Below are 24125 nucleotides of genomic sequence, written 5' to 3'. Positions count from 1 at the left end.
GTGTATTGATAAGCTTTGTATCTTCACCTTTTTGGCGCAGCGTTAACTGCGACCAATTAAGCGAAATCTCAATCCCTTTACTTGTAATAACTTTAAAATTATCACTAGAAATGACATGTCCATATCGCTCTGATTTATTTGAAAATGAATCATTGAAAAGAGAGGTTAACTCTAAACCTACCGGAATTTCTTTTGATTGAAATGAAATAGGATCTAGATGCTGAAAACCGTTATCTGTTTTAACAAGTAAATGATAACCAAGTATTGTCTTTAATAGCCTAACCTCTGTCCATTCTTTAGATTTTGGGATGGTAAATGACTTTTCTAAGGGGTAAGTTTTTACTGCTAACTGATCATATGCAGCCTCATAACCTGGTTTAATAAAAAATATTATCCCTGTAAAAGTCCAACCGATGATAGGTAAAACTAGAAGTAACCCAATAATTCTATGTATTCGTTTACTCTTCACTATAATAATTTAACACCTGAAATTTGATAAAGATTACCCAATACGCCTAACGAGGCTGAAATGAGTCATTAGGGTCATGGAGTCATTAGGGTCAGATCTTTCATTTTGCACAGTCAAATACTCGCGATGAGGCTATAATCAAAGCTTATCAATCAGGTGGTTACACAATGAAAGAGATTGGCGGCCATTTTAAAATACATTATTCATCAGTAACTCGTATTGTAGCGGCGAGTAAAAAAAAATAATGCAAAATGAAAGATCTGAACCCACAGCCGGTCACAATCATAACTGGTATTGAATTTTAGCCACACTTGTTGCGGTTTTCTAGGTAAAGATGGTTGTATATGTGAGAAAAAAAGAGGAACTTAAAGAGATATATAATAAAACCCAGAACAGCATATTAATAGAGGTAAATATATCTTGAAAAACAATAAAACCATGAACATTTTTGGCAGTGCATTGCTTATTTTTGGTTATTTTATAGTTGTTCTTATTTTGGGTGTTTATTTTCTCTCAGAAGATAAGAATGAAGTCGAGAACATCACAGCGCAGCACATCATTTATCAATCGATAGGCGAGTTAGGTGGCTTTTCAAATGGTGAAAGCGCAATGGCAAAGACAATAAATGTGGTTAGCGACAATATAGATAACCCTGATATTGAAGCAATTGTTAACTGCTACACAAATACCAGTGCCACTGTTTTTCGTGATTACTTAAGAGCTGTCAATTTTTCTATGGGGCAGTTTTGTAAGGTACAAAAAAATTTAGAAGCAACATCGGCAACTAATCAAAATAACAGCGATAGGTGTACAGAGCCTAAATCAATTATTATGAGCGTAGATGAACTTGAAAAGTTAGGCCGTAAATATACGGGAGATTTCGCAACAGATTTAGCCCGCTGTAAAATTTAAATGACACTAAGTAGTCATTAGAAGAGTAATTAGGGTCAGATCTTTCATTTTGCACAGTCAAATACTCGCAATGAGGCTATCATCAAATTTTGTCAATCAGGTGGTTACACAATGAAAGAGATTGGCGACTATTTTAAAATACATTATTCATCAGTAACTCGTATTGTAGCGGCGAGTAAAACAAGATAATGCAAAATGAAAGATCTGACCCCATCCCTACTGACAATTGGCTTAAAATTACCACCGAATTTGGTCATTTATTTAAAGGGGTGGTAGGGGCCTTACCGGCATTAACCGAATACTGTGAACATTTAGACCGAAAGCGACGCCACGGTGCAGCAAACTGCCAACTCTGGCTGTGCGCTTAAAGCTTAATTCTTCAACCACCTGTAAGTCATTTCCCGCTTGATTAATATCAAGCTTCTGCTATGGGTTTAAAACGACCATATTCCTCATGTTTCACAATCTAAGGCCGCATAAATTGAAAAAATTTCAATTTATGCGTTTGAATAACTATAAAAGACTACTGCAATGAATGCTGAAAGAACCTATGTTATTGGTTAGAGCAATGGGTGGCATTGTTGTTTCTCATTTGCTTATTTGTAAGCCTTCGCTTGTGAGCTTTTAGTGTCCCTTCATCGTTGGTATTCCGCCCTTGACGGCGTGTTACTTTTCTTTCAACAGCAAAAGAAAAGTAACCAAAAGAATGCCGTTCCGAGACGTTTTTTTATCTTACTAAATAAATTCCTTTTTAACGCACCAGTCCGGACAGCACATCCATGTGCAGAGCCGAACTTAGTGGAAACATCCATGTTTCCACTTGCTAAAGGAATTGATTGAGCAAGAAAAACGTACGGAAATTGCTTAGCCGCATTGGTTTGGTTTATTTACATAAGTCATTAGGGTCAAGTCATTAGAGTCATTAGTCTGACCCCACAGCCATTCCTGTGTCTAAGTTCATTTTACAAAATCGATCAACTAAATTTCTCGGGCATCTCATGAGAGGCAGTGCAAAATGAAAGATCTGACACCATCCCTGTAAAACAAGATAATGCAAAATGAAAGATCTGACCCCACCGCCGCTTAATGAAATAGGTTGGCGGCTATTTTAAAATACATTATTCATCAGTAACTCGTATTGTAGCGGCGAGTAAAAAAAGATAATGCAAAATGAAAGATCTGACCCCACAGCCCCTGACCCCACAGCCCCTGTGACCCCACAGCCCCTGAAGGAAATTTGCACACTTGCTTGACTGGAACTACTAATGAGTGACCCCATCCCTGCGCGCGTTGCTCACACGAACGATCCTTATTAGTTATAGCGTAACTTATTTATGAAAACGCGAAAATAACTGACCGAAATCTTGAGGCTCTACTTCATCAATATTACTACCATACCGCACAAAATATTTACCACCATATATTGAAGGTTTATCGTCAGACTCTATTTTTAAAATAATAACGTCTTTATCAAAATACCTTACAGTAGAAATATTTCTAGATAGATTATCCTTATCTCTATCACTGATTGGTTCTGATTTTATTAGTTGAACTAATTTGGTGAAATATTTATCCAAATCCCCGTGATATTTATCCGCTTCTTCTTTAACCCCAGTTATATAAAAGGAAGAATAGGAAATGTATTCACTTTGATATAAATATTTGAATTGTTCCGCTGTTTCTTTTGTATCCGCCACACCTAGTAGGCAATATCCTGAAGAATCAGGAAACGTATTCGCCATTGCTGTCAATGTTTTAATTACTTTGGAGAATGCTTTTTGATTAAACTTATTGCTTCTATTGTTTAAAGGATGTAATCCAACTTTAAAATCATAAAGAGTTTGCTCCGTCGAAGATTGCATTAATATATTCTCAAAACGAGTAACCCATTGAGATCTTGCCGGATCATTTTCCTGAGCTTTAATAAAGCAGCTTTGAATTACACCATATAATGCATCAGATTGTGTTTGTTTTTCTTTGGCAGACCAATTACCGCCTCCAGCGGCAAGAGATATGATTTTATCACCCGCTTTATCTAATAGTTTTATTAATTTAACTTTATCAGATATTTGCATGCATTCTTCGATAAGTAGTTTATAAAAAGCATAAAAAACTATTTGAAAATAACGGGAAATTTTTGGTTGCTGACTTTTAAAAAGTAGTGAGTTAAAAGTATTGCTAGACTTTTCAATTAATTTAATTAGTTCATCAAATACATACTGAATATTATTAATAATATTTTCTTCATTAACTTTCTGAATTTGCAATTCAATTGAGGATGAAAGTGAAGATTCTTGTGTGTTTAATGTTGTAAAACCATATAATTGATTCAATATATCTGAGCTTGAACGAAGGCCTTTATCCATAGAAACCCATGCTACGATGTCTGCAAGAGTTTCTTCATCTTGAGACTGCCTTAATGCTTCTTTCGTTATAATATTGTGTTTTACCCAAAATATGTTTTCAACGGATATACCGTAATCTAAATTCCTATTGGTAATACTGATATTTTTCATTGCATTGAGATCTAAAATATCTGAAGCACTAGAGTCACCACGAATATTACACGATAGTTTTCTAACAATTGAAGCAAATTTACTTATAGCCCCAGATTGCCTTAACTCTTGTTTAGATAAATGTCGACCGCCTGAATTTAATCTACGAAAAACTTCATCAATATGACTGTCTCCAGATTCAAGAAAAACAGAAAGTGGGACTTGATATCTAACAATTTCGGCACATATTAATCGATCTAATGGCGTATCCTTTTGAACTACAATTCCATCATCCTTTAATATTTTAGTATCAGCCATTGTTTCTAAATTGAAATATTTACCATTTAAGTCGAATTCTTGATCAATAAATGACATTATCGCATTCATCCGTTGCATTCCGTCAATTATCTCAAGTTTACGACCCTTATCTGTCATTACCTCTGCAAGTAGTATCAAAGGGACTGGATAACCACTAACAATAGAGTCAATGAATGACCTTTTTTCTTCAACAGTCCAAACTAATTTTCTTTGATATCTTCGGTTTACAAGAAATGTTCCTTTTAAATATGAACCATAGAGGCTTTGTATACTTTCCCCTTTGATCGATAACTCTGTTGCTTCTTTCATTTTATGTCCTAATTCGTATAAATGATGTAAATAGAGCAGCGCTATAACAGCTTTATAAGCATCACTATGCACGAAAGGCCGTGATACCTATCTCACAATAAATAATCACAACAATATCTATTTAACCTCAATAGATCAATGTTTTAAGTAACAATTTAGTAAATTTTCACTTTGGGATAGGTGTTAACGTGCCACCTATTCAATTTCAAAAATAGAGCCTAACCTACTAATTTATAAGCTAAATGTAGTAACCATTAAATATAATCGGCAGGGTGATACCTATCACTGGAAAAATCTTTAAAATGGCACCCTACAAATCAACGGAGTCATCCATTAATAATACCAAAAGAAATTAAATTGTGATCTGAAGTTAATTAATGGAATGGGTAGAGTGCATTCTATGCTCCGCAGGCAGTGGCAATCGGTGCGCGGAGCGCACCCTACGGGCTGGTCTTTCTCTGTGTAGCGCGCAGCGCCTCGGTGTTCTCTGTGGTAGTCCCTTTAAAGTGCTGTTCAGGCTTAAAAGCAACAGGCCGAGCCTAAAGGCCCGGTTCCGAGAGCTGCTGCACACTTTACCCTTTGAAGGCCTTGATCATAAATTTAATACGTTTGGTATAAGTTCCGGTCATGCTGGTATGTAAGCTTCTCTGGGTGTTTTTAACGAAGTATCAATAATGCGGAATTTGTGGATCAGATATTTATATAATGTGCACTAAAAGCGGGATAGGCCACAGCTTCGAGTGTCGAGTTTAGAGCTTCGAGCTTCGAGCTTCGAGCTTCGAGTTTCGAGTGTCGAGTGTCGAGCTTCGAGTGTCGAGCTTCGAGCTTCGAGCTTCGAGCTTCGAGCTTCGAGCTTCGAGCTTCGAGCTTCGAGTGTCGAACCCGCAGCCCGCAGCCCGCAGCTCGCAGCTCGCCTTCTCGCCTTCTCGCCTTCTCGCCTTCTCGCAGCCCGTAGCCCTCAGCCGATCGCCGACAGCCGACAGCCGCAGCCTTCAGCTCTCCGCCAGTGACTCTTTCAATCTTTCCATCCCCTGCTCGATACTGACGATCGGGTGATAACCGAGATCTTTTTTAGCGGCACTGATATTAAAATAATGGCTGGTTGACAGCTGACGCGCGACAAAACGCGTCATAGGGGGCTCTTTCTTGATGTTCAAATGAAAATAAACCCATTCCAGTGTGGCACCAATAATATAAGCAAGCGGTGCCGGAATACGTGCGTCAATCGGTTTTAAACCTTGGCAGGCAAGAATTTTATTAAGCATTTCTGTCATCAATATCGGTTGATCATTACTGACAAAATACGCTTTCCCTGCACAATTTGGGTTTGCTGTACTGAGATTAACAGCCGCTAGAAGATGTGCGTAAACCGCGTTATCAATATAGATAGTATCGACCAGCTTATCTGTTTTACCCACCAGTTTAAGCCGTCCCGTTTTGGCGCGTTGTAATACGCGGGGCACAAGGTGCGGATCTCCCGGTCCCCAAATAAGGTGGGGGCGAAGGGCAACGGTTTTAAGGGCTGCTGAATTTGCGCCTAGGATGGTGGCTTCTGCAATCGCTTTGGATAAAGCATAAAAGTTTAAAAAATTATCTGCATAGGGCGCAGATTCGTCGATTTGGTTTTCATCTTTCCCCGCAAAGGTCACACTGGGTGTGCTGGTATAAATCAAGCGCTTCATTTTAAGGTCTTGGCAGACATTGATAATATTTTCTGTCCCTTTGATATTGGCACTAAAATAAGACTCCATACTGCCCCAGATACCCGCTTTTGAGGCGACATGGAAGACCAAATCAGCGCCTTGCATGGCGTTAAAAAGAGCTTGTTTGTCAGCTATATCTCCCTTAATCATAGTCACCCCCATTTGTTCAAGCTCGGGGTAATCGCCACGGGCAAAGCCAACCACATTAATATCAGCAGAGCGTAAAAAGCGGCATAAGGCTTTACCTAAAAAACCACCTGCACCGGTGACAAATACCTTTTTAACCTGCATAGATAAACGGCTTAATACCAGTTGTTGTTTTTCATTCAAGTGACTGAATGTTGGAATGTTATTGACTGGCATAAGGCTTCTGCTTAATCTTTTAGTTGTTTTTCTGCCCAAATGGCTAATTTTTCACGGTATATTTTTGCGTTATGGCGAATATCCATGGGGAAGTTTTTATGAATTAAAAACAGTGTGATACCCATGGTTTGATTATTCTTATTGGCTATTTTATGCAACTCCGCAAATAACGTTTCAGCTTTTTGTGCGGATCTATTGTGCAACTCAACGCATAATAAAGGGGTTGTTTTTCCGCCTATTTTGACAGCAACCAGTGCGCTGCGTTTAATGGCCGAATGAGTATTAAAAATACGCTCACAGGGAATGGAATAATAACTTTTTTCAATTGAATCAACACGATGTGATTTTCGGCCACACATCCATAATTGCCCATCGGAATCGAGATAACCTAAATCACCCATACGGTGGCGGGGTCTTTTCGTATCTTCTATTTTAGCGGCCAGCGTCGCATTTTCTCGTTGATAATAACACTGGCTTACTTGCGGGCCTTGAACCACAATCTCACCGATTTCATAGGGTGGTAAGCTAAGATCATCCTGCCATGTTGTGATGGTTTTTTCGGTGATCTTAATAATAGCAACCGTCATACCATCAACGGGGTAACCAACACAAATTCCGCCGCCTGTATCTGTGATGTTGGTTGTTTTAAGTAAGGCTGAGCTGGCTATTTTACTGACCGGTAAGGCTTCGGTTGCACCATAGGAAGTGAGAATCTCTACCCCTGAATTAAGTAACGTTGTGAAGCGTTTAATGGAAGACAATGTTGCCGGTGCGCCAGCTGAGATAACCCGCTGCAGACTTTGCAGTTTAACAGCGTGGGACTCACCGGCACGGCCTAATAACTCTATTAACGCCGGATTGGCGAAAAGGTTAGTACAGTGATATTTGTTAATGGCAGCAAAAATAGTATCGGGATTGGCGGTGATCGGTTTACTGGCATCCATTGCCGGTATTATGGATGCCATACCCAGTGCCGGACCAAAAAGTGAAAACAAGGGAAAAGTCGCTAAGTCACGCTCTCCATGTGCAATTTTGTAGTCATTTTTCAAAACGCTGATTTGCGCTTCAAACATTCGGTGGCTATAAACAACCCCTTTAGGTGAGCCCGTACTGCCGCTGGTAAATAAAATGGCCGCCATCTTATCCTGCGTAAGTTTAACCATCGGGTAGGGGGTTTGTACGCTGCAATGATTAATTATTTTATTTAGGCTAGCGCCTCCCCAAAGACTTGCACCCCCAACGGTAATATTGTACTTGATGGCGCCTTTGCCCCAACCTAATAGTCGCCGGGCAATGTGGGCCTTGGGGATACCGATAAAGGCGTCCGGTTGCACTTCTGCGATACACTGTTTGAGATTTTTAATGCCCATTCCAGGATCTATTACTACCGGCACTATTCCTGCTTTGAACAGGGCAAAGGTTAACTCAAAAAAGTCGACACTTGGTTTGACCATTAAGACCGCTTTATCGCCGCTTTTCAAGCCAAATTGATTGAGTGCATGCGCTATTCGATCACTGCGTTTATTCAGGGTAGAAAAATCTATCTCCTGATAAGTGAGCTTACTGAATTGCTTTTTTTGAACCGCAACTGCCAGTGAGTCAGGGAAAGCCGTTGCCGCATCGATTAAATGACGGCAAAAGTTGCAGGTTTGATGATCGGACATAAGTTAAGGGTTTTCTGCTATAAAGGCTTCAATAAGCGGGATCACCTGTTCGCTGGCATCCTCTAAAATATAATGACCGCAATCGTCAAACTGATGAACCACAGCATGGGGCATTTTTTCTTTCCAGATATTCAGGAAATGTTTATCGAACACAAAATCTTTCATTCCCCAACAGATGATGGTGGGTATTGTCTGAAAGTGAACCAGGCTGTCACTGATATCCGAGACTAACTGATAATTTTTATGATGCGGTAAAAGCGGAATGTCCTGGACGAATCTGAGCGTTGAAATGCGATTTTTCCATGAATTAAAGGGCGCTACATAAGCTTGTCGAACAGCTTTTTCCATGGGTTTACGTTTTACTCCCACATAGGATGCTATCCCCGAAAATGCATTTAATCCGCGTATTAAAACGGTGCCTAGTAAGGTATTACGACCAATCAACAATGGAACAGGAAACGATTTAGTGCTGGGCAGATGAAAAGCCGCGGTATTTAAAATAACTAAACGTTTAATACGTTCCGGATGTCGAGCTGCGTAACCCATGCCTATCATGCCGCCCCAATCATGAACGACTAAGGTGATATTTTCACTGATATTAAGCGCATCCAATAATGCTTCTAAATCATCGATGCGATTTTTAAGTGTGTACTGGTAATCTTTATCCGTTGGTTTATCGGATAATCCGCAACCAATATGATCAGGGACAATACATTGATAATTGCGGCTTAATGATTTGACTAAGTTGCGGTAATAAAAAGACCAACTCGGGTTACCGTGTACCATCACAACAGGCTCACCTGAACCTTCATTTAGATAATGATATTGCTGACCATTACGATTCAAATAATTGCGTTTAAAAGGAAATAAAGTATCTAAATTCATATTACCACTCAAGTCCTAGCATCATGCAGTTCAGTCCACTGCCTATGCCTAAAAAGCTCACTTTATCGCCTTTAACCAGAAACCCCTGGTCATGTGCTATCGCGGCGGTGACGGGGAGCGACACCGTGCCCATGTTGCCCAGTTTTTGGAAAGTTGGAAACTCTTTGTGAGCGGGTATGTTCAATGCGGCTAACACCTTTTTCTGATTTGCTGAGCCGACCTGATGACAAATGACTTTATCTACCTGTTCAACGGACCAGTCGCGCTGCTGCAAAAAGTGTTGCCAGGTCTGCAAAGCCAGTGCGACACCTTCTTTAAGCAGCGGAACAGCACTGGTACGCATATATTCACGGTGCAGGTTTAAACCCACTGGTTGTGAACCCCATTTACATAAGTCATGGTGCTCAGAGGCCGAAAGATGGCTTGCTCCGAGTAATCTATGCTGACGGGTATTTTTAAGCGGCAGTGAACCATCGGTTAATAAAACGGCAACAGCACCGGAGCCACCGGTTAAGGTTGCTAAAGATTGCGAGTAATTTTGAATGGTTTTATTTTCAAGCATATTTGCAATCGTAATATCAACGATGTGCCGGGCTGATTCACAGGAGACAACTAATCCTGCTTTGATTTGCCCAAGCTCAATACGATTGGCAATATCTAATATGCCGGATAAAACCCCTAAACAAGCATTACTGATATCATAGATTGCTGTACTGTTATTCACACCAAGTGCTGCAGCAATACGGCAAGCCGTTGCCGGTTCGTGCTGATCCCGACAGACGCCCGTATAAACAACCGCCCCCAGATCATTAATATCGACGGCGGTTTCTGCAATTGCTTTGCGTGCAGCCGCTATCGCACCATCGGATAAAATATGATCAGTTGGCCACCAGCGCCGTTCTTGAATACCGGTTAAAGCCGCAAGTTGTCCCGTGGGTATACGCAGCTTTTGATATAAGGGCGCAAGGCGCGATTCTAATTCAACGCTTGAAATGACGTGGGGAGCCAATTCGTAAGATAAACTATTGATAAAAACGTTAGAGTATTTCATTAAACTGCTTTATTTTTCATAAATTTCAACATAAAAAGGGCAACATTGACCAATCTAGCCATACTGTCAAATCGAGCGCGTAGATTACCGTAAATTTTTAAAACTTACAAAGTTCTATAAAAAGTGATCAGCACTTTTTAGGTTTTTTGCTGTGAGAGCAATAAAAACGCGCAAAATACAGGCAAATTAATAACGCAACGGCTTGCCTTTCTTCAGGTAGTTTATCCATTGCCTGTTAATCTGCATCGCATTTAAGATTTCGCGAGCAAAGGGCAAGGGTTCTTTATTTATCTGACTGGCTAACATTTCAGCTAGCAGAGGCGCCGAGCAAAAACCCCTTGAGCCTAATCCGGTCAACAGATATAGATTAGGATGGCAAGGTGCATTGAGCGGGGTAATCTCTTTGTTGGTGGCATTTTTATAATGTATTTTAGTGGCCTGATAATCGGGTATGGCGCCCACATAGGGAAAATGGTCTCGTGTGGTACAGCGAATCCCCACATGCGCATCCCGGTGATTTATCTCTATCTGCTCAGTCCATGTCTGGTCGGGGATACATTTTTCTAATTTATCTTTGTTATCGACTTGTTCCTGTTGAGAGAAATCCTGATTAAGATCATGGCGTTTAAAGGTTGCCCCCATACAATGCTGGTGATTATTCGCCGGGGTTAAATATCCTTCGTGACAAAGTGTTATTCGTAACGGGTTAATTTCATTGTTGGTCGGGATATGGGTGACTTGACCGCGGGCAGCAGACAGTGGAATTGCTTCGCACTGTTTAAAATCAAGGGTGTTATTGGCGGTTGTCAGCACCAGCAGAGAATGTGTCACACTGTGCTGCGCAAAATGACAATCCCAACTGTTGACCTGTTGTGCTGTATTTAGTGACGGGCTTTGGTTAAAAGTTAATAATTCTTGATTGAGCTGTACGTTTAAGTCGCCTTCACTTTTTGCCTGCCGGACGATAGCCTCAACCAGTTGCTTGGGACTTAACCAGCCCCCTAGGGGGTAATGCAGGGATTTTTGCGCAATGGCTAGCCGTGAAATATTATCTGTTTCAGCTTCGGTTAATTGTTCAACTAATTCCTCGGGTAAACCGGCTTGTAAAATTTTATCCAATTTTTTGGCGGAAGTTGAATCGTAGTAGAGCTGCAGTACGCCTGAAAATTCATAGTCAACCGGCTGAGTTTGATTTATTTGTTCAATATAATTTCTGCTGTATAAAAATGCATTGGCAAAAAACTGACTTAGCGCGTCGTGTTGCTTATTAAGAAGAGGGTATAAAGCGGCCTGCTGATTACCCGATGCGCCAAAGGCCAAACTAGATTCTTTGCAGTATAAGGTGACTTTATATCCGCGCCTTATCAGCGCTAATGATAAACAAGCACTGGCAATACCGCCGCCTATAACGGCAACATCGGTTATTTTTTGTGCCTGATTGTCGGATTTTGCAGGGCGGTAATATTGTCCATGCTGTTTAAGTTTGTTTGCAGCTATTGCTTCGCTTCCTATCTGACCGACTAACATCTCTCTTTTTTTGCCGTATCCTTTCTGTTTTCCGACTTCAAAACCGGCTTTAATTAATCCTTTACGGACAAAGCTTGCCGCCGTAAAGGTCGCGATAGTTGCATCTTTTTTACAGGATTGAGCGATTAATTGCAGCAGATTATCACTCCACATTTCCGGGTTTTTACTGGGCGTGAAACCGTCCAGATACCAGCAGTCAAAAAGTCCGGCATCATAGACGTGTAAGGACGGTAGTGTATCTGCTATATCGCCAAACCATAAATCGAGGGTGATATTAAACTCATTTAATAATAAACGATGGCAGCCCGTGAGTGCAATTGGGTACTGCGCGAGTAGCGGGGTAATAAAGGCGGTTAATTGCGGCCATTGCTGTAATGCAATGATTAAATCCGGCTTGCTTAATGGGTATTTTTCAAAACTGCTAAAATGTAACTTTTTTAGGGGACTGTTCGGATTTGATGTTATAAATTCAGCAAATTTCTGACAGGTCAGCAGAAAATTCAAGCCGCTACCGAAGCCTGTTTCGGCTATTGAAAAGTGCTGAGTTGAATAATCTAACCAGCGTTTTCCGAGGTTATTTCCTTCAAAAAAGACATAATTTGCTTCATCAATTCCCTGCTCTGTGTTGAAATAAACGTCGTCGAATAGACTCGAAAAAGGCTCTAACTGATCAGACCAGTTTATTTGAGCATGCTTAATTAACTTGTATTTAGCGTCAGACAATATATATTTCCCACTTAATGCGATAATTTAGTTTAATTTATTAGAGTTTAATTGATCTATTACACTCCTTAGATCCATCATATAATTAGTCCCTCTAGCAATAAAGGCTTAAAAATGAAAAGAGCAGTAATTACAGGTATTGGTATTGTTTCTAGTATTGGTAACAACAAAGAAGAAGTTTTAGCGTCACTTAAAAGCGGTAAATCAGGCATCAGCTTCTCGGAGCAATTCGCTGAGATGAAAATGCGCAGTCAGGTTTGGGGTGATTTGAAAATTGAGCCTAAAGATCATATTGACCGCAAAATCATGCGTTTTATGGGCGATGCTGCCGCTTATGCTTATCTTTCTATGGAACAAGCTATTGCCGATGCGCAGTTAACCGATGATTTAGTCTCTAATGAACGTACTGGTTTAGTGGCCGGATCCGGCGGTGGTTCTTCTAAAAACCAGGTTGAAGCCTGCAAACTGATGGTCGAAAAAGGTGTGCGCCGTGTAGGTCCTTATATGGTTCCTCGTACGATGGCGAGCACCACATCTGCCTGTCTCGCAACCCCGTTCAAAATTAAAGGTATTAACTATTCAATGAGCAGCGCTTGTGCGACCAGCTCTCACTGTATTGGTAATGCACTGGAACAAATTCAACTAGGTAAACAGGATATTGTGTTTGCTGGTGGTGGTGAAGAATTAGACTGGACTATGGCCTGCGAATTTGATGCTATGGGTGCACTGTCAAGCAAATTTAATGATACTCCTTCTAGCGCATCGCGAACTTATGATGCAAAGCGTGATGGTTTTGTTATCTCCGGCGGTGGCGGTATGGTTGTGGTTGAAGAGCTTGAGCATGCTTTAGCACGTGGCGCAAAAATTTATGCGGAAATCGTAGGCTACGGCGCAACATCCGACGGCTATGATATGGTTGCACCATCAGGTGAAGGTGCTGTTCGCTGTATGCGTCAAGCACTTGCAACTGTCGATGGTGAGGTTGATTACTTAAATACACACGGTACTTCTACTCCTGTTGGCGATACCAAAGAATTAGAAGCTATTAATACTGTATTTCCTGATAAAGCGCCAAAAATCAGTGCAACTAAATCTCAAACGGGTCATTCACTTGGCGCCGCGGGTGTTCATGAAACAATCTACAGTTTGCTGATGATGGAAAACGACTTTATCTCACCTTCTATTAATATTGATGAAATAGATGAAAAAGCGGTCAATCTACCGATCGTGGCCAATAAGGCTGTTGATGCAAAACTAAACATTGTTATGTCCAATAGTTTTGGTTTTGGTGGCACCAATGCAACGTTAGTCTTTAAACGTTTTTCTAAGTAGTTTAATACTGATAAAAAAATAAAAAGGAGCTTTTAGCTCCTTTTTTTGTCGCAATTTATTCTGCTATCTTTTTAGGAAAAACATGAATATTTATATTGATGAAAATATCCCTTACGCGCGGGATTTTTTTACTGGACAGGGCAATCTGCATTTTTTTTCGGGTCGTAAAGTCAGTGCAGAACAACTCATTGATGCTGATGTTTTACTGGTTCGTTCGATTACTGAGGTTAATGAAAACTTACTCAGATTAAATAAAAAACTTAAATTTGTTGGCACTGCGACTATTGGCACAGATCATATCGATCAGACTTACCTCAAAAACAGAGGGATTGTTTTTAGCAGTTCGCCGGGCTGCAACAAAATTTCTGTTGCGGAATATATTTTAAGCAGTTTACTGGCTCTGGCAGAGCAGCAGCAATTTATTTTAAGCGATAAAAGTATCGCTATAGTGGGTGCCGGCAATACCGGCAGTGCGGTTTATCAACGCTTAAATGCATTAGGAATGAACTGTAAACTTTACGATCCTCCTTTGCAGCTGGCGGGTGATAAACGCCAATTTTGTACCTTTAAGCAGGTACTTGAGGCCGATATCATCAGTTTACATGTGCCTAAAGTAGTACAGGGGCAATTTCCAACCGTGCATATGTTTGATAGCAAGGTCTTAAGTCAGCTTAGCACCGGACAAATATTATTAAATGCTGCACGTGGTGATCTTATTGATAATCAGGCTTTATTAGCACTTGCCGAGCAAGGGTTAACGCCGACCTTAGTGCTTGACGTCTGGGAAAATGAGCCGCATATTAATCAACAATTATTACCCTATGTGGCAATTGCAACGCCGCATATTGCAGGATACAGCCTCGATGGTCGCGTACGTGGTACTGAAATGTTATATCAGGCACTGTGCGATGTTTTGCAGCTAAAGGAAAAATATACCACGGCGGATTTTGTGCACCGTGCAGCTATCAATAGCGTCTCGATTTCCAAAAAAATTGATCAGCCACTGCTCAAATCATTAATGCACCTGATATTTGATGTGCGCCGGGATGATGCCCTGTTCAGAGAAATGATTGAAGATGTTGATGGTTTTGATACTATGCGCAAAACATATCAGGAACGCCGGGAACTATCGACTTTAACCGTTGAGTCAAGCGTTGAACAAAACACATTATTACAGTTGTTAGGTTTTTCTACCAACGTACAAAATGAGATAAAGGAAATACATGAAATCTGAATATAATATCGCACTGGTTGGTGAATTAAACGGCAGTATCGAAACAACCTTGGAAGTCTTAGCTCAACGTGACTTTCCCGTTGCAAAAGTATTTCCTTTGGTCAATGCTAGCGATATATTCAAAACCAACAGTAGCTCGCCATCCGATGAAGATTCTGAAGAAAATGAAAATGAAAACGAATTTGAATCTAATGTTAATTCTGTGAGGTTTGCAGGAAAATCACTTGACGTGCTTGATATTGAGACCTTTGATTGGCAACAGGTTGATATTGCATTTTTCTTGACTGATATTGAAACCACCAAAAAATGGGCGACTATCGCCAGTGAACATTGTGTTGTTATTGATAACAGTGGCACCTTTTTAGAAGATGAAAATGTACCTTTGCTGCAAGCTGATGTTAATGAAGAAAATTTAGCCCGTTACACGGAAAAAAATATAATATCGATCCCGAGCAGCGAATCTGCACAGTTAAGCCTTGCGGTTAAACAGATTCACCAGGAGGTTGGTTTAGTGCGCATTAATGTGTGCAGTTACCATTCTGTTTCGGTCGCAGGTAAACTCGGTGTGACCACACTTGCCGGTGAAACGGCGCGTTTATTAAATGCTAAAACCGTTGAAAGTTCTACTTTTCCACAACAGACGGCCTTTAATGTCTTCCCTCAGGTGGGCGAATTAAATGAGGAAGGTGTCAGCTTTGATGAATTACGACTCGTTAATGAGGTACGTTCATTATTGAATGATCCTGCGATTATCGTCTCATCAACTCAAGTTGTCGTGCCCATGTTTTACGGTTGTGCCCAAGCCGTTCATTTACAGACGCATTACCCCGTTGATTTAGAAGAAGTGTCCAATTCTATACACCATACTGAAGGCCTAACCTTATCCGATTCTGTGTGTGATTATCCAAATATGATTGATAATGTAGTGGGTAATGCTGATGTGAAAATCGGCCGTTTACGCAAAGATGTGTGTGATGCAGCGGGTATAAACCTTTGGGTGTGTGCGGATAATGTCTATTTTGGTGTGGCGACTAATGCCATTAAAGTGGCTGAAAAGCTGATCCAAACATATATTTAAACGGTTCTTATTATTTAAGTAGGCTAGATCTCAATTCTAGCCTTACTCTGCTTTTTTTTCACAACAGTTGGTTCTGCTAGTTTATTATTGATTTTCACATATAAACCGTTATTTTACTTTTATCAAGGTAATAAAAATGAAGCGCTTGCTATTAATTTTTACCTGTTGCTCTCCCTTAGTCTTATTTCCTGCTGTCAGTGTTGCACTTGATTCAAGCATCAGCACAGCACAAGAAATTCCGTCTTATAAAAAATACGGCCCAATTCGTTATGATGAGTCCCTTTGGTCAGTATCAAAAAAGTTGCGCCCCAATAGTTCCGTCAGTATTCAACAGACCCTGCTTGCCATTTACAAATTAAACCCTGATGCTTTTGTTGCAGCCGATATCAATAATGTCATTGAAAATGCGATGATTAATGTGCCAACTTACACCTTTATAAAAAAACAAAGTCATCAACAGGCAATTAACTTAATCAACAAATCTTCGAATAAGCGTAAAACAGCAACGAGCGCAGTCGCCATCGCCAAAAGCGAAAATGAGCCTCCCTCTCTTTCGGAACAAGCAGCAGTAAAGGTTGTCGATGCGGGGGATCTATCATTAACTGCTTCGTTAATCGATAACCAATATTTTCCGGATCCAAACTTATTGGTCGGTGTCGATTCCGCAAACGAACATGGAAATAACCAGAAAAATAATTCAACAGGTGATAATGTTAAAAAGGCACTTTCAGAACAATCTGAACGTCAGTCATTAATAACAATGCAGCTGCTAAAAACGGAATTAAAAATCGCTAACGAGCAATTAGCCGATGCACTACAAATCAATGGGGAATTTAAATCAAGACTGCAGCAGTTAATTGATCAAATAGATCTTCTGCAGCATAAAATTGAGGGTGAAAGCGCAGCGCAGCTCACTCTTTTAAAACTGCTTGATCAGTCTAACCTTGAGCCCAATTCAGCCGAACAGCCTGTTATTAAGATAGCGGCTGTAAACGATCAAAAAGGGTCATGGGTAAAAGGAGCCTTAAGCAATGTATTGCTTGTTGCGGGCGGTGCATTATTGCTAATAGCGTTGATTTTTTCACTGATATTTCATCGCAGAACAAAACGCTTATTGGACGAAAAGATAAAGCAGATAAGTAAAGCTGACGCATTTTTTGTTAGTTCAGAAGTGGATAGGAGTGATCTGCAAAAGTAGATAAACGCGATAAATCACTCGGATGACCGTATAGGCAGGCTGAAAGATTAGTCAATCTATTAGTTCGGCTGCGCAGGTTATTGGAAGATAGATGATAATATAATTTCCAAGAGAATATTATTGGACTTAAATAGAAACAGTCATCTGGAAAAGAGTCGAAAAATGGATAAATGACTCACTTTCTTTTAACAATGTTTAAATCCTTTGAGTATTACGCCGCTATTGGCACTTCTTTCCCATCACAGCTGCATACAATAAACTGCAATGCGCGGTTTTAATCTGCTCGTTGCGCATAATATTTAAGAGACCCTTTTATGAGACCAGTTATCCTTGACCTTCAAGGTTATGAATTAGATTCGGAAGAAAAAGAAATTTTAGCTCACCCGTTAGTCGCCGGTATTATACTGTTTACGCGTAATTATCATGATATTGAACAGTTAAAAGCCTTAGTAAAAGACATTCGCCGGCACGCTAAGAATGAACTTCTTATTGCAGTTGACCATGAGGGAGGGCGAGTACAGCGATTTAGGAATGATTTTACTCGATTACCTTCAGCGGGTTCCTTAATTGAAAACAATGACCTGAAAACGGCCTGTGAGCTCGCCTTTAGTAGTGCCTGGATAATGGCCAGTGAATTGATCGCCTGTGATATTGATTTCAGTTTTGCGCCTGTTATAGATATAAACGGTATTTCGAATGTTATCCAGAAAAGAGCCTTCTCATCCTCTATAACAGAAACAGTCACGCTTGCTGAGGCGTATATTAATGGCATGAAATCTGCTGGTATGGTCTCAACGGGTAAACATTTTCCCGGCCATGGCAGTGTTAAAGCTGATTCCCATATTGCTTTGCCGGTTGACTCGCGTAGCGAACTTGAAATATTCACTAAAGATATTAAGCCTTTTGAAAATCTTATTAAAAAAGGGTGCTTGGATGCAGTCATGCCATCACATGTTGTTTATTCAGAATGTGACCTGCAACCTGCAGGTTTTTCATCCTATTGGCTGAAGGATGTGTTGAGAACACGATTAGGATTTAAAGGCGTCGTTATCAGTGATGATTTATCGATGCACGGAGCCAGTTTTGTCGGTAATCATTTAAGCCGCGCAGAAAGTGCAATACAAGCAGGGTGTGATTTAATCTTAGCTTGTAATGATCGAAGTGCTGCGGTTTCTATTCTTGATAATCTTAAGGTAAAACAGACAGCGCAATACCATGCTATAAATCAATTACGCAGTACTAAAAATAAATTTACTTTACCCTTAAATAAAAACCCGAATTGGATAAAAAACAAACAAATGCTAATGCAGCTCGAGGAGCAGTGCTAATTAGTGAAGTGCAATGCTTGCACTCTAGGTTAATTCCAATAAACTTGTTGAATAATTAAAATAAGAAATCTGGGGTAATAACATGATTATTTACATACACGGTTTTGATGCCACGAGCCCGGGAAACCATGAAAAGGTGATGCAATTAAAGTTTATTGATGATGATGTGCGTTTTGTCCATTACAGCACAATTTATCCTAAACATGATATGAGCCATATCTTAAAAGAAGTACATAAACATATTCAAAACAGTGAGGATAAATCACCTTTAATTTGTGGTGTTGGACTTGGCGGATTTTGGTGTGAACGCATTGGTTTTTTGTGTGGTATTAAACAAGTTATTTTCAATCCAAACCTGCACCCCGAAGATAACATGGTTGGCAAAATAGAGTGGCCGGAAGAATATTTAGATATTGATACTAAATGTGTCAGTGACTTTCGTGCTAAAAACAAAAATAATTGTTTATGTATTCTCTCCCGAACAGATGAAGTTATTGATTCAAAAGAAAGTGATTATGAGCTTACGGAATATTATCCAGTTATATTTGATGAGAAGCAGGGTCATAAATTCCAAGATATATCGCATCATTTGCAAACGATTAAGCAATTTAAAGAGCAATAGCGCCCCACAAAATGGTAATGTTAATTGCCATTTTTTCTTTTCATGTTTTTTAGCATCCTCCCTATTTACTTTCTCCTCCCTCTTTACTTTCTTATTAATCCAGCGATAATCACCTCCAATATTTGATCTGGATCACTAAAATCTAGGCTCTGCATTTTATTACATTAACACACTCCTATTGACAACCATGATCAGCCTCTTTTTGTTGTGGCTAACGGGGCTAATTTAAACCCCTTTTCATCAAGATGATGGTTATTGAGGAGTGTTTTAATGTAATCGAATTTAATCATTTTTAACAAAAACTTGGAGTACATTATGGATAAGATCGTGATTGTTGGGGGAGGGGCCGGAGGCCTTGAACTGGCAACGGAGCTGGGTGATAAGCTTGGACGAAAAAAAAAGGCGCATATTACGCTGGTTGATAAAAACAGAACACATTTATGGAAACCTTTATTGCATGAAGTCGCAGCCGGATCTCTTGATGACGGAATTGATGCATTAAGTTATCGTGCACATGCAAAGAATCATCATTTTAGTTTCCAACTTGGTGCGCTGTCTGATATCGATCGGGAAAATAAACACATCCAGCTAGATGAATTGTTAGATAATGACGGTATAAAGATTTTACCTGAATGTACCGTTAGTTATGACATTTTAGTGTTTGCCCTGGGCAGTGTGAGTAATGATTTTAATACTAAAGGGGTGCGCGAGCATTGCATCTTTCTTGATAGCCCGAAACAGGCTAAAAAATTCCATCACCGTATGCTCAATAAATATTTACAACTTGGTGTGCATCAAACGAACAAAGTAAATGTCGCTATTGTGGGGGCCGGGGCAACGGGTGTTGAATTGTCGGCTGAGCTTTATAACGCGTTAGAACAAGTGACTAGCTATGGTTTTGAAGATATTAAAAGCACGGATCTCAACGTGAGTCTGGTTGAAGCGGGCGGTAAAATTTTACCTGCCTTGCCCGAAAGAATATCCAGTTCAGCACACCAGGAACTTTTAAAACTGGGTGTTTCTGTGCGTACCAATACCCTAGTTACCGAGGCCACTGCAGCAGGGTTGATGACTAAAGAAGGTGAATTAATCGAAGCTGATTTAATGGTTTGGGCTGCCGGTATCAAAGCGCCTGATTTTATGAAGGAGATAGCAGGGTTAGAAACGAACAGAATTAATCAACTGGTTGTCAAGCCTACATTGCAGACTACTTTAGATGATAATATTTATGCAATAGGCGACTGTGCCAGCTGCGCCTTGCCCAATGGTGGTTTTGTTCCTCCTCGTGCCCAATCAGCCCATCAGATGGCGTCTTTAGTGGCTAAAAATATCAGAGCGACACTTGATAATAAGGCATTATCTTCCTATAAATATACGGATTATGGTTCATTAGTTTCATTAAGTAATTACAGCACTGTGGGGAGTTTAATGGGTAATTTAACCAAAGGCTCGATGAAGGTTGAAGGGACTGTTGCTCGTTTAGTGTATATTTCACTGTATCGTATGCACCAAGTTGCGCTTCATGGCTATGTTCGTACGGGATTAATTACCTTAGTTGAAAGGATTAATAAAATATTACGCCCGCGTTTAAAATTACACTAAAAACGTCACTGAATATCATAAAAAACGGGGATTAAATTACCCGTTTTTTTATGATACGTGCTGATTTCTGCATCTTCCTGCCATTTAGCTATGATGGGTGGGTCTAAAGCAGTCTTTCAGCTGTTTACTGCGCAGACAGTATAAAAGTATCCAGATTGCAAAGACAAGCTGTACAGAGGCGGCAACTGAATATTGAAAATGTTGTTCTGACAAATAATACAACTGCAGTGCTAAGTCGCTCACTATCGCGAATAATAATAGTGGATAACTGTTCCGCCATAATATTGATAAGCATCGATCTTTGTTATGATGCCTGCCGCACAAAAAAAATAATAACAGGGCGATGCAACCCGCGCCTAATCCTAAATAGAAATGAATTTTGTTGGGATAAAACAAGCGTAATAACGGATTATCAGCATCGCGTAAAAGCACTGAAATAATCAATACTGCCCAAGTTCGAGCCAGAAAAAGTAAGACCAGATAGAAAAACCTTGGCGGTTTTAAATCGCCGGAATGGCTGTAACAGCCCAAGGGGTAAAGCCTAATTTTCACTTAACATGGCTCATATTGCCTTCCTGCGTTAAACATCACCCTAACGGTGCGAATCAGCAGTTGTTGATTAAAAAAGAAGAGACGCCTGAAAATTCAAAAGTCTCTTAATACTATGTCTTTTATTCAGCCGAAATACACATAGGGCAGTAAGCGTAACGTCCCTGCGGATCATTAAAGCGCGTTAATATTGCGGTTTGAGATTGTATTGCATTCAGGCTCTGGTATAAAAGCGCATTGATATGCAGGCCCTGGGGCATTATTTTAACTGCACCGAGCAATAATTCATTGATCAGATGCTGTTTGGTTGACAGTACGGGTTGAATAATTTTGACATCAAAATCCTGTAGACCCGCCAAACTGCCGGCTGTATTGATAGCATCCTGTAAATTTCCTAATTCATCTATCAAACCAAGCGATTTTGCATCTGTACCTGTCCATACGCGACCCTGTGCCACTTTATCTACCTCTGCCACTGTCATGCTGCGGCCCTGTGCAACAACCTCTAAAAATTGTTGATAGCCGCTTTCTATTCCTAATTGAATGATCTCAGCAAGTTCGGGATTGAGTGCGCGTGTTGGGTTAAAACTAGAAAGTTCAGTGGTTCCAATACCATCATTGAATATTCCAAAATTATTTAATGCCTTATCGGCGCTGGCATACATGCCAAATATGCCTATTGAGCCTGTTAAGGTAGTTGGGGTAGCGACAATATAATCCGCAGCGGATGCAATCCAGTAACCGCCGGATGCTGCCACACTCGCCATTGAGACGACGACTTTTTTACCTGCTTTTTTTAAGGCTAAAATGTGTTGACGAATTTTTTCCGATGCAAAGGCACTGCCCCCGGGGCTATCAATACGGATAACAACCGCTTTAATTTTATCATCATTGAGTGCGGTTTCTAATAATTTACTAAAACTGTCCCCCCCAATCGCGTTGGAAGGTTGTGTCCCGGCCAAAATTTCACCACTTGCATGAACAACGGCAATTTGATTTTTTGCCCCGGTGATTTCATACACTTCTGCGAGTGTCGGTAAATAATCCGCATAACTGACTAGATTCAGTTTATGACCGGATATTTGCGCCTGACTTTTTAACTCAGAAAGCACGTCATTACGGTTTTTAAGATAATCGACTAACCCGACTTGTAAAGCATAAAGTGCGGTATTGCCGGAAGCTTTTATGAGGGAAGACTTTAATTGCTTTAAAGAGGGAGATATTGATTGTACCGATATTTGGCTATTATCTTTACGCTGAGAAATAACGGTATCAATATAGTTTTTCCACAGTTGATCTAACCAGTTTTTATTGGCGAGTTTGCTGGCTTCTGACATTTTATTTTTTGTAAAAGGTTCAACAAAGGACTTGTAAGTACCTACCTTAAATATATGTGGTGTAATGAGTAATTTATCTAATGCCTCTTTAAAATAAAGACGGTATACGGAGTAACCCGGCAGTAAAACCATGCCCTGCGGGTTAAGATAAATTTTATCCGCGTAACTTGCTAACAAATACTGTGTCTGAGAGTAGTTGTCTGCTACGGCAGTAACGGATTTTCCCGTTGATTTGAAGTCATTTAATGCCTTGCCGATATCAGCAATATGATTAACAGCTGCGCCGCCTAATCCGTCAAGATCTAATAAAATGTCGCTTATTTTGGGATCCTGTTGTGCGTGATTGATGGTATTTAAAATCTGATCAATTTGATATTCGTTGTTTTGATTTTCATTGGATGAAATCATTTTTTTTGAGATTTCACCTGCAAAATCGGTCTGTGTTGCCTGCTCGACTATATTACCTGTAAAATTTAAGTGCAGGGTTGAGTTATCAGTCACTAGCAGAGGCGGTCGATCGAGATTAATAACAAAAATAATGGCTGCCAGGATTGCAAAAAAAAGTACGTTGATAATAAATAAGCGCATTATATTGATGGTTTTTGCAATGCTCTTAAAAAAAGAATAGATTAATTTCATTTTCAACCTGTAAATTTTAGGGGGGGGGAAGATAAAAATAAAGCACTGATATTGGCATATACAGTGCTTTAGTAGATTTTAGTAGGTTTTAGTAGATTTTAGTAGGTGTTAGTGAAATTAGAAACTGGTTGTATCAACAAATAGACCCACTTTCAGATCTTCTGCCGTATAAATGGCTTTCCCATCCACTTCAACAACACCGTCAGCAATACCCATAACAAGTTTGCGCATAATCAAACGTTTGAGGGTGATACGGTAAGTTACTTTTTTGGAGGTGGGTAAAATTTGTCCGGTAAATTTAACATTACCTACACCCAGTGCACGACCTTTTCCCGGACCGCCACTCCAACCGAGGAAGAAGCCGACTAATTGCCACATGGCATCAAGACCTAAACAACCGGGCATAACAGGGTCACCCGGGAAATGGCATTCAAAAAACCATAATGCTTCATCGATATCTAATTCTGCAATCAATTCGCCTTTACCAAATTCGCCGCCGGTCTCGGTAATAGAGATGATTCGATCCAGCATCAGCATTTTATCTACAGGCAGTTGGCAATTTCCTTTTCCAAATAACTCACCTTGACCACATTTTATTAATTCTTCTTTTGTATAAGAGTTTTTACCCAACTCTTTTTGGGATAGTATTTTAGTCATAATTCACTTATCTGTCATCATTGCAAGTGGTGAGGTATTTCATAAAAAAATAGAAATACCCTGGAAAATTTTGAGCACACTTTATACGACAGATAAATAACAATCAACTTTATTCATAAAGAGTTGTTAT

The 24125-nt window shown here is 40.0% G+C and carries 18 protein-coding genes and 1 pseudogene; 9 read left to right on the top strand and 10 right to left on the bottom strand.

Annotated features, from left to right (window positions below; translation table 11 throughout):
• On the bottom strand, positions 1-469 hold a 469-nt coding region (locus CXF72_RS17605), incomplete at its 3' end, for a hypothetical protein (protein ID WP_101041093.1).
• Between the two features lie 420 nt (positions 470-889).
• On the opposite strand from CXF72_RS17605, the gene CXF72_RS17600 reads away from it, so the two are divergent.
• Positions 890-1381 carry a hypothetical protein gene (locus tag CXF72_RS17600; protein ID WP_101041092.1) on the top strand — a complete coding sequence of 164 codons (492 nt, stop codon included), beginning with the start codon at positions 890-892 and terminating at the stop codon, positions 1379-1381.
• Positions 1382-1593: 212 nt separating this feature from the next.
• Positions 1594-1749 (top strand): annotated as a pseudogene (locus tag CXF72_RS17595) (transposase); the annotation flags it as partial.
• Positions 1750-2709: 960 nt separating this feature from the next.
• Here the strand turns inward: CXF72_RS17595 and CXF72_RS17590 are convergent.
• The 6 genes from CXF72_RS17590 to mnmC all read right to left on the bottom strand — a co-directional run bounded on the left by CXF72_RS17590 (position 2710) and on the right by mnmC (position 12419).
• Positions 2710-4503 carry a GmrSD restriction endonuclease domain-containing protein gene (locus tag CXF72_RS17590; protein WP_157823287.1) on the bottom strand — a complete coding sequence of 598 codons (1794 nt, stop codon included), beginning with the start codon at positions 4501-4503 and terminating at the stop codon, positions 2710-2712.
• 992 nt (positions 4504-5495) lie between these two features.
• Positions 5496-6569, bottom strand: coding sequence for a 2-alkyl-3-oxoalkanoate reductase (gene oleD / locus CXF72_RS17580; RefSeq protein WP_101041089.1), 1074 nt, complete (start codon positions 6567-6569; stop codon positions 5496-5498).
• Positions 6570-6580: 11 nt separating this feature from the next.
• Positions 6581-8233, bottom strand: a complete 1653-nt coding sequence (gene oleC / locus CXF72_RS17575) for an olefin beta-lactone synthetase (protein ID WP_101041088.1) — start codon at positions 8231-8233, stop codon at positions 6581-6583.
• Positions 8234-8236: 3 nt separating this feature from the next.
• The gene (locus tag CXF72_RS17570) at positions 8237-9118 is read right to left on the bottom strand and encodes an alpha/beta fold hydrolase (RefSeq protein ID WP_101041087.1); all 882 of its coding nucleotides are present in this window, start codon (positions 9116-9118) and stop codon (positions 8237-8239) included.
• Position 9119: 1 nt separating this feature from the next.
• A complete protein-coding gene (locus CXF72_RS17565) occupies positions 9120-10169 on the bottom strand; it encodes a 3-oxoacyl-ACP synthase III (protein ID WP_101041086.1) in 1050 nt (349 codons plus the stop codon).
• 186 nt (positions 10170-10355) lie between these two features.
• A complete protein-coding gene (mnmC, locus tag CXF72_RS17560) occupies positions 10356-12419 on the bottom strand; it encodes a bifunctional tRNA (5-methylaminomethyl-2-thiouridine)(34)-methyltransferase MnmD/FAD-dependent 5-carboxymethylaminomethyl-2-thiouridine(34) oxidoreductase MnmC (RefSeq protein ID WP_101041085.1) in 2064 nt (687 codons plus the stop codon).
• Between the two features lie 114 nt (positions 12420-12533).
• On the opposite strand from mnmC, the gene fabB reads away from it, so the two are divergent.
• The 7 genes from fabB to CXF72_RS17525 all read left to right on the top strand — a co-directional run bounded on the left by fabB (position 12534) and on the right by CXF72_RS17525 (position 20813).
• Positions 12534-13751, top strand: coding sequence for a beta-ketoacyl-ACP synthase I (fabB, locus tag CXF72_RS17555; protein ID WP_101041084.1), 1218 nt, complete (start codon positions 12534-12536; stop codon positions 13749-13751).
• A gap of 82 nt (positions 13752-13833) precedes the next feature.
• Entirely contained in the window at positions 13834-14985 is a 1152-nt protein-coding gene (locus CXF72_RS17550) for a 4-phosphoerythronate dehydrogenase (protein WP_101041083.1), read from the top strand.
• Positions 14975-16063, top strand: a complete 1089-nt coding sequence (locus tag CXF72_RS17545) for an aspartate-semialdehyde dehydrogenase (RefSeq protein ID WP_101041081.1) — start codon at positions 14975-14977, stop codon at positions 16061-16063. Before CXF72_RS17550 ends, CXF72_RS17545 begins: the two co-directional genes overlap by 11 nt.
• Before the next feature lie 136 nt (positions 16064-16199).
• Positions 16200-17261, top strand: a complete 1062-nt coding sequence (locus tag CXF72_RS17540; protein ID WP_101041079.1) for a FimV/HubP family polar landmark protein — start codon at positions 16200-16202, stop codon at positions 17259-17261.
• Between the two features lie 314 nt (positions 17262-17575).
• Entirely contained in the window at positions 17576-18589 is a 1014-nt protein-coding gene (gene nagZ / locus CXF72_RS17535; RefSeq protein ID WP_101041077.1) for a beta-N-acetylhexosaminidase, read from the top strand.
• An 82-nt stretch (positions 18590-18671) separates the two neighbouring features.
• Entirely contained in the window at positions 18672-19211 is a 540-nt protein-coding gene (gene ycfP, locus CXF72_RS17530) for an alpha/beta hydrolase YcfP (RefSeq protein ID WP_101041075.1), read from the top strand.
• A 315-nt stretch (positions 19212-19526) separates the two neighbouring features.
• Positions 19527-20813, top strand: coding sequence for an NAD(P)/FAD-dependent oxidoreductase (locus CXF72_RS17525; RefSeq protein WP_101041073.1), 1287 nt, complete (start codon positions 19527-19529; stop codon positions 20811-20813).
• 84 nt (positions 20814-20897) lie between these two features.
• Here the strand turns inward: CXF72_RS17525 and CXF72_RS17520 are convergent, their stop codons facing one another.
• From CXF72_RS17520 to fabA, 3 genes are all read right to left on the bottom strand, one after another.
• Positions 20898-21365, bottom strand: coding sequence for a DUF2919 domain-containing protein (locus tag CXF72_RS17520; protein WP_101041072.1), 468 nt, complete (start codon positions 21363-21365; stop codon positions 20898-20900).
• Between the two features lie 119 nt (positions 21366-21484).
• On the bottom strand, positions 21485-23338 hold the full coding sequence (gene sppA / locus CXF72_RS17515; protein WP_101041071.1) for a signal peptide peptidase SppA: 1854 nt from the start codon (positions 23336-23338) through the stop codon (positions 21485-21487).
• Between the two features lie 117 nt (positions 23339-23455).
• Positions 23456-23995: a bifunctional 3-hydroxydecanoyl-ACP dehydratase/trans-2-decenoyl-ACP isomerase gene (gene fabA, locus CXF72_RS17510; RefSeq protein WP_101041069.1), complete on the bottom strand. Its 540-nt coding sequence runs from the start codon at positions 23993-23995 to the stop codon at positions 23456-23458.
• Positions 23996-24125 lie beyond the last annotated feature (130 nt).

The sequence above is a fragment of the Psychromonas sp. MB-3u-54 genome (assembly GCF_002836415.1).
Lineage (GTDB): Bacteria > Pseudomonadota > Gammaproteobacteria > Enterobacterales > Psychromonadaceae > Psychromonas.
Note: the sequence above shows the minus strand (reverse complement) of the source record. Positions and strands in the feature narration are given on the sequence as shown.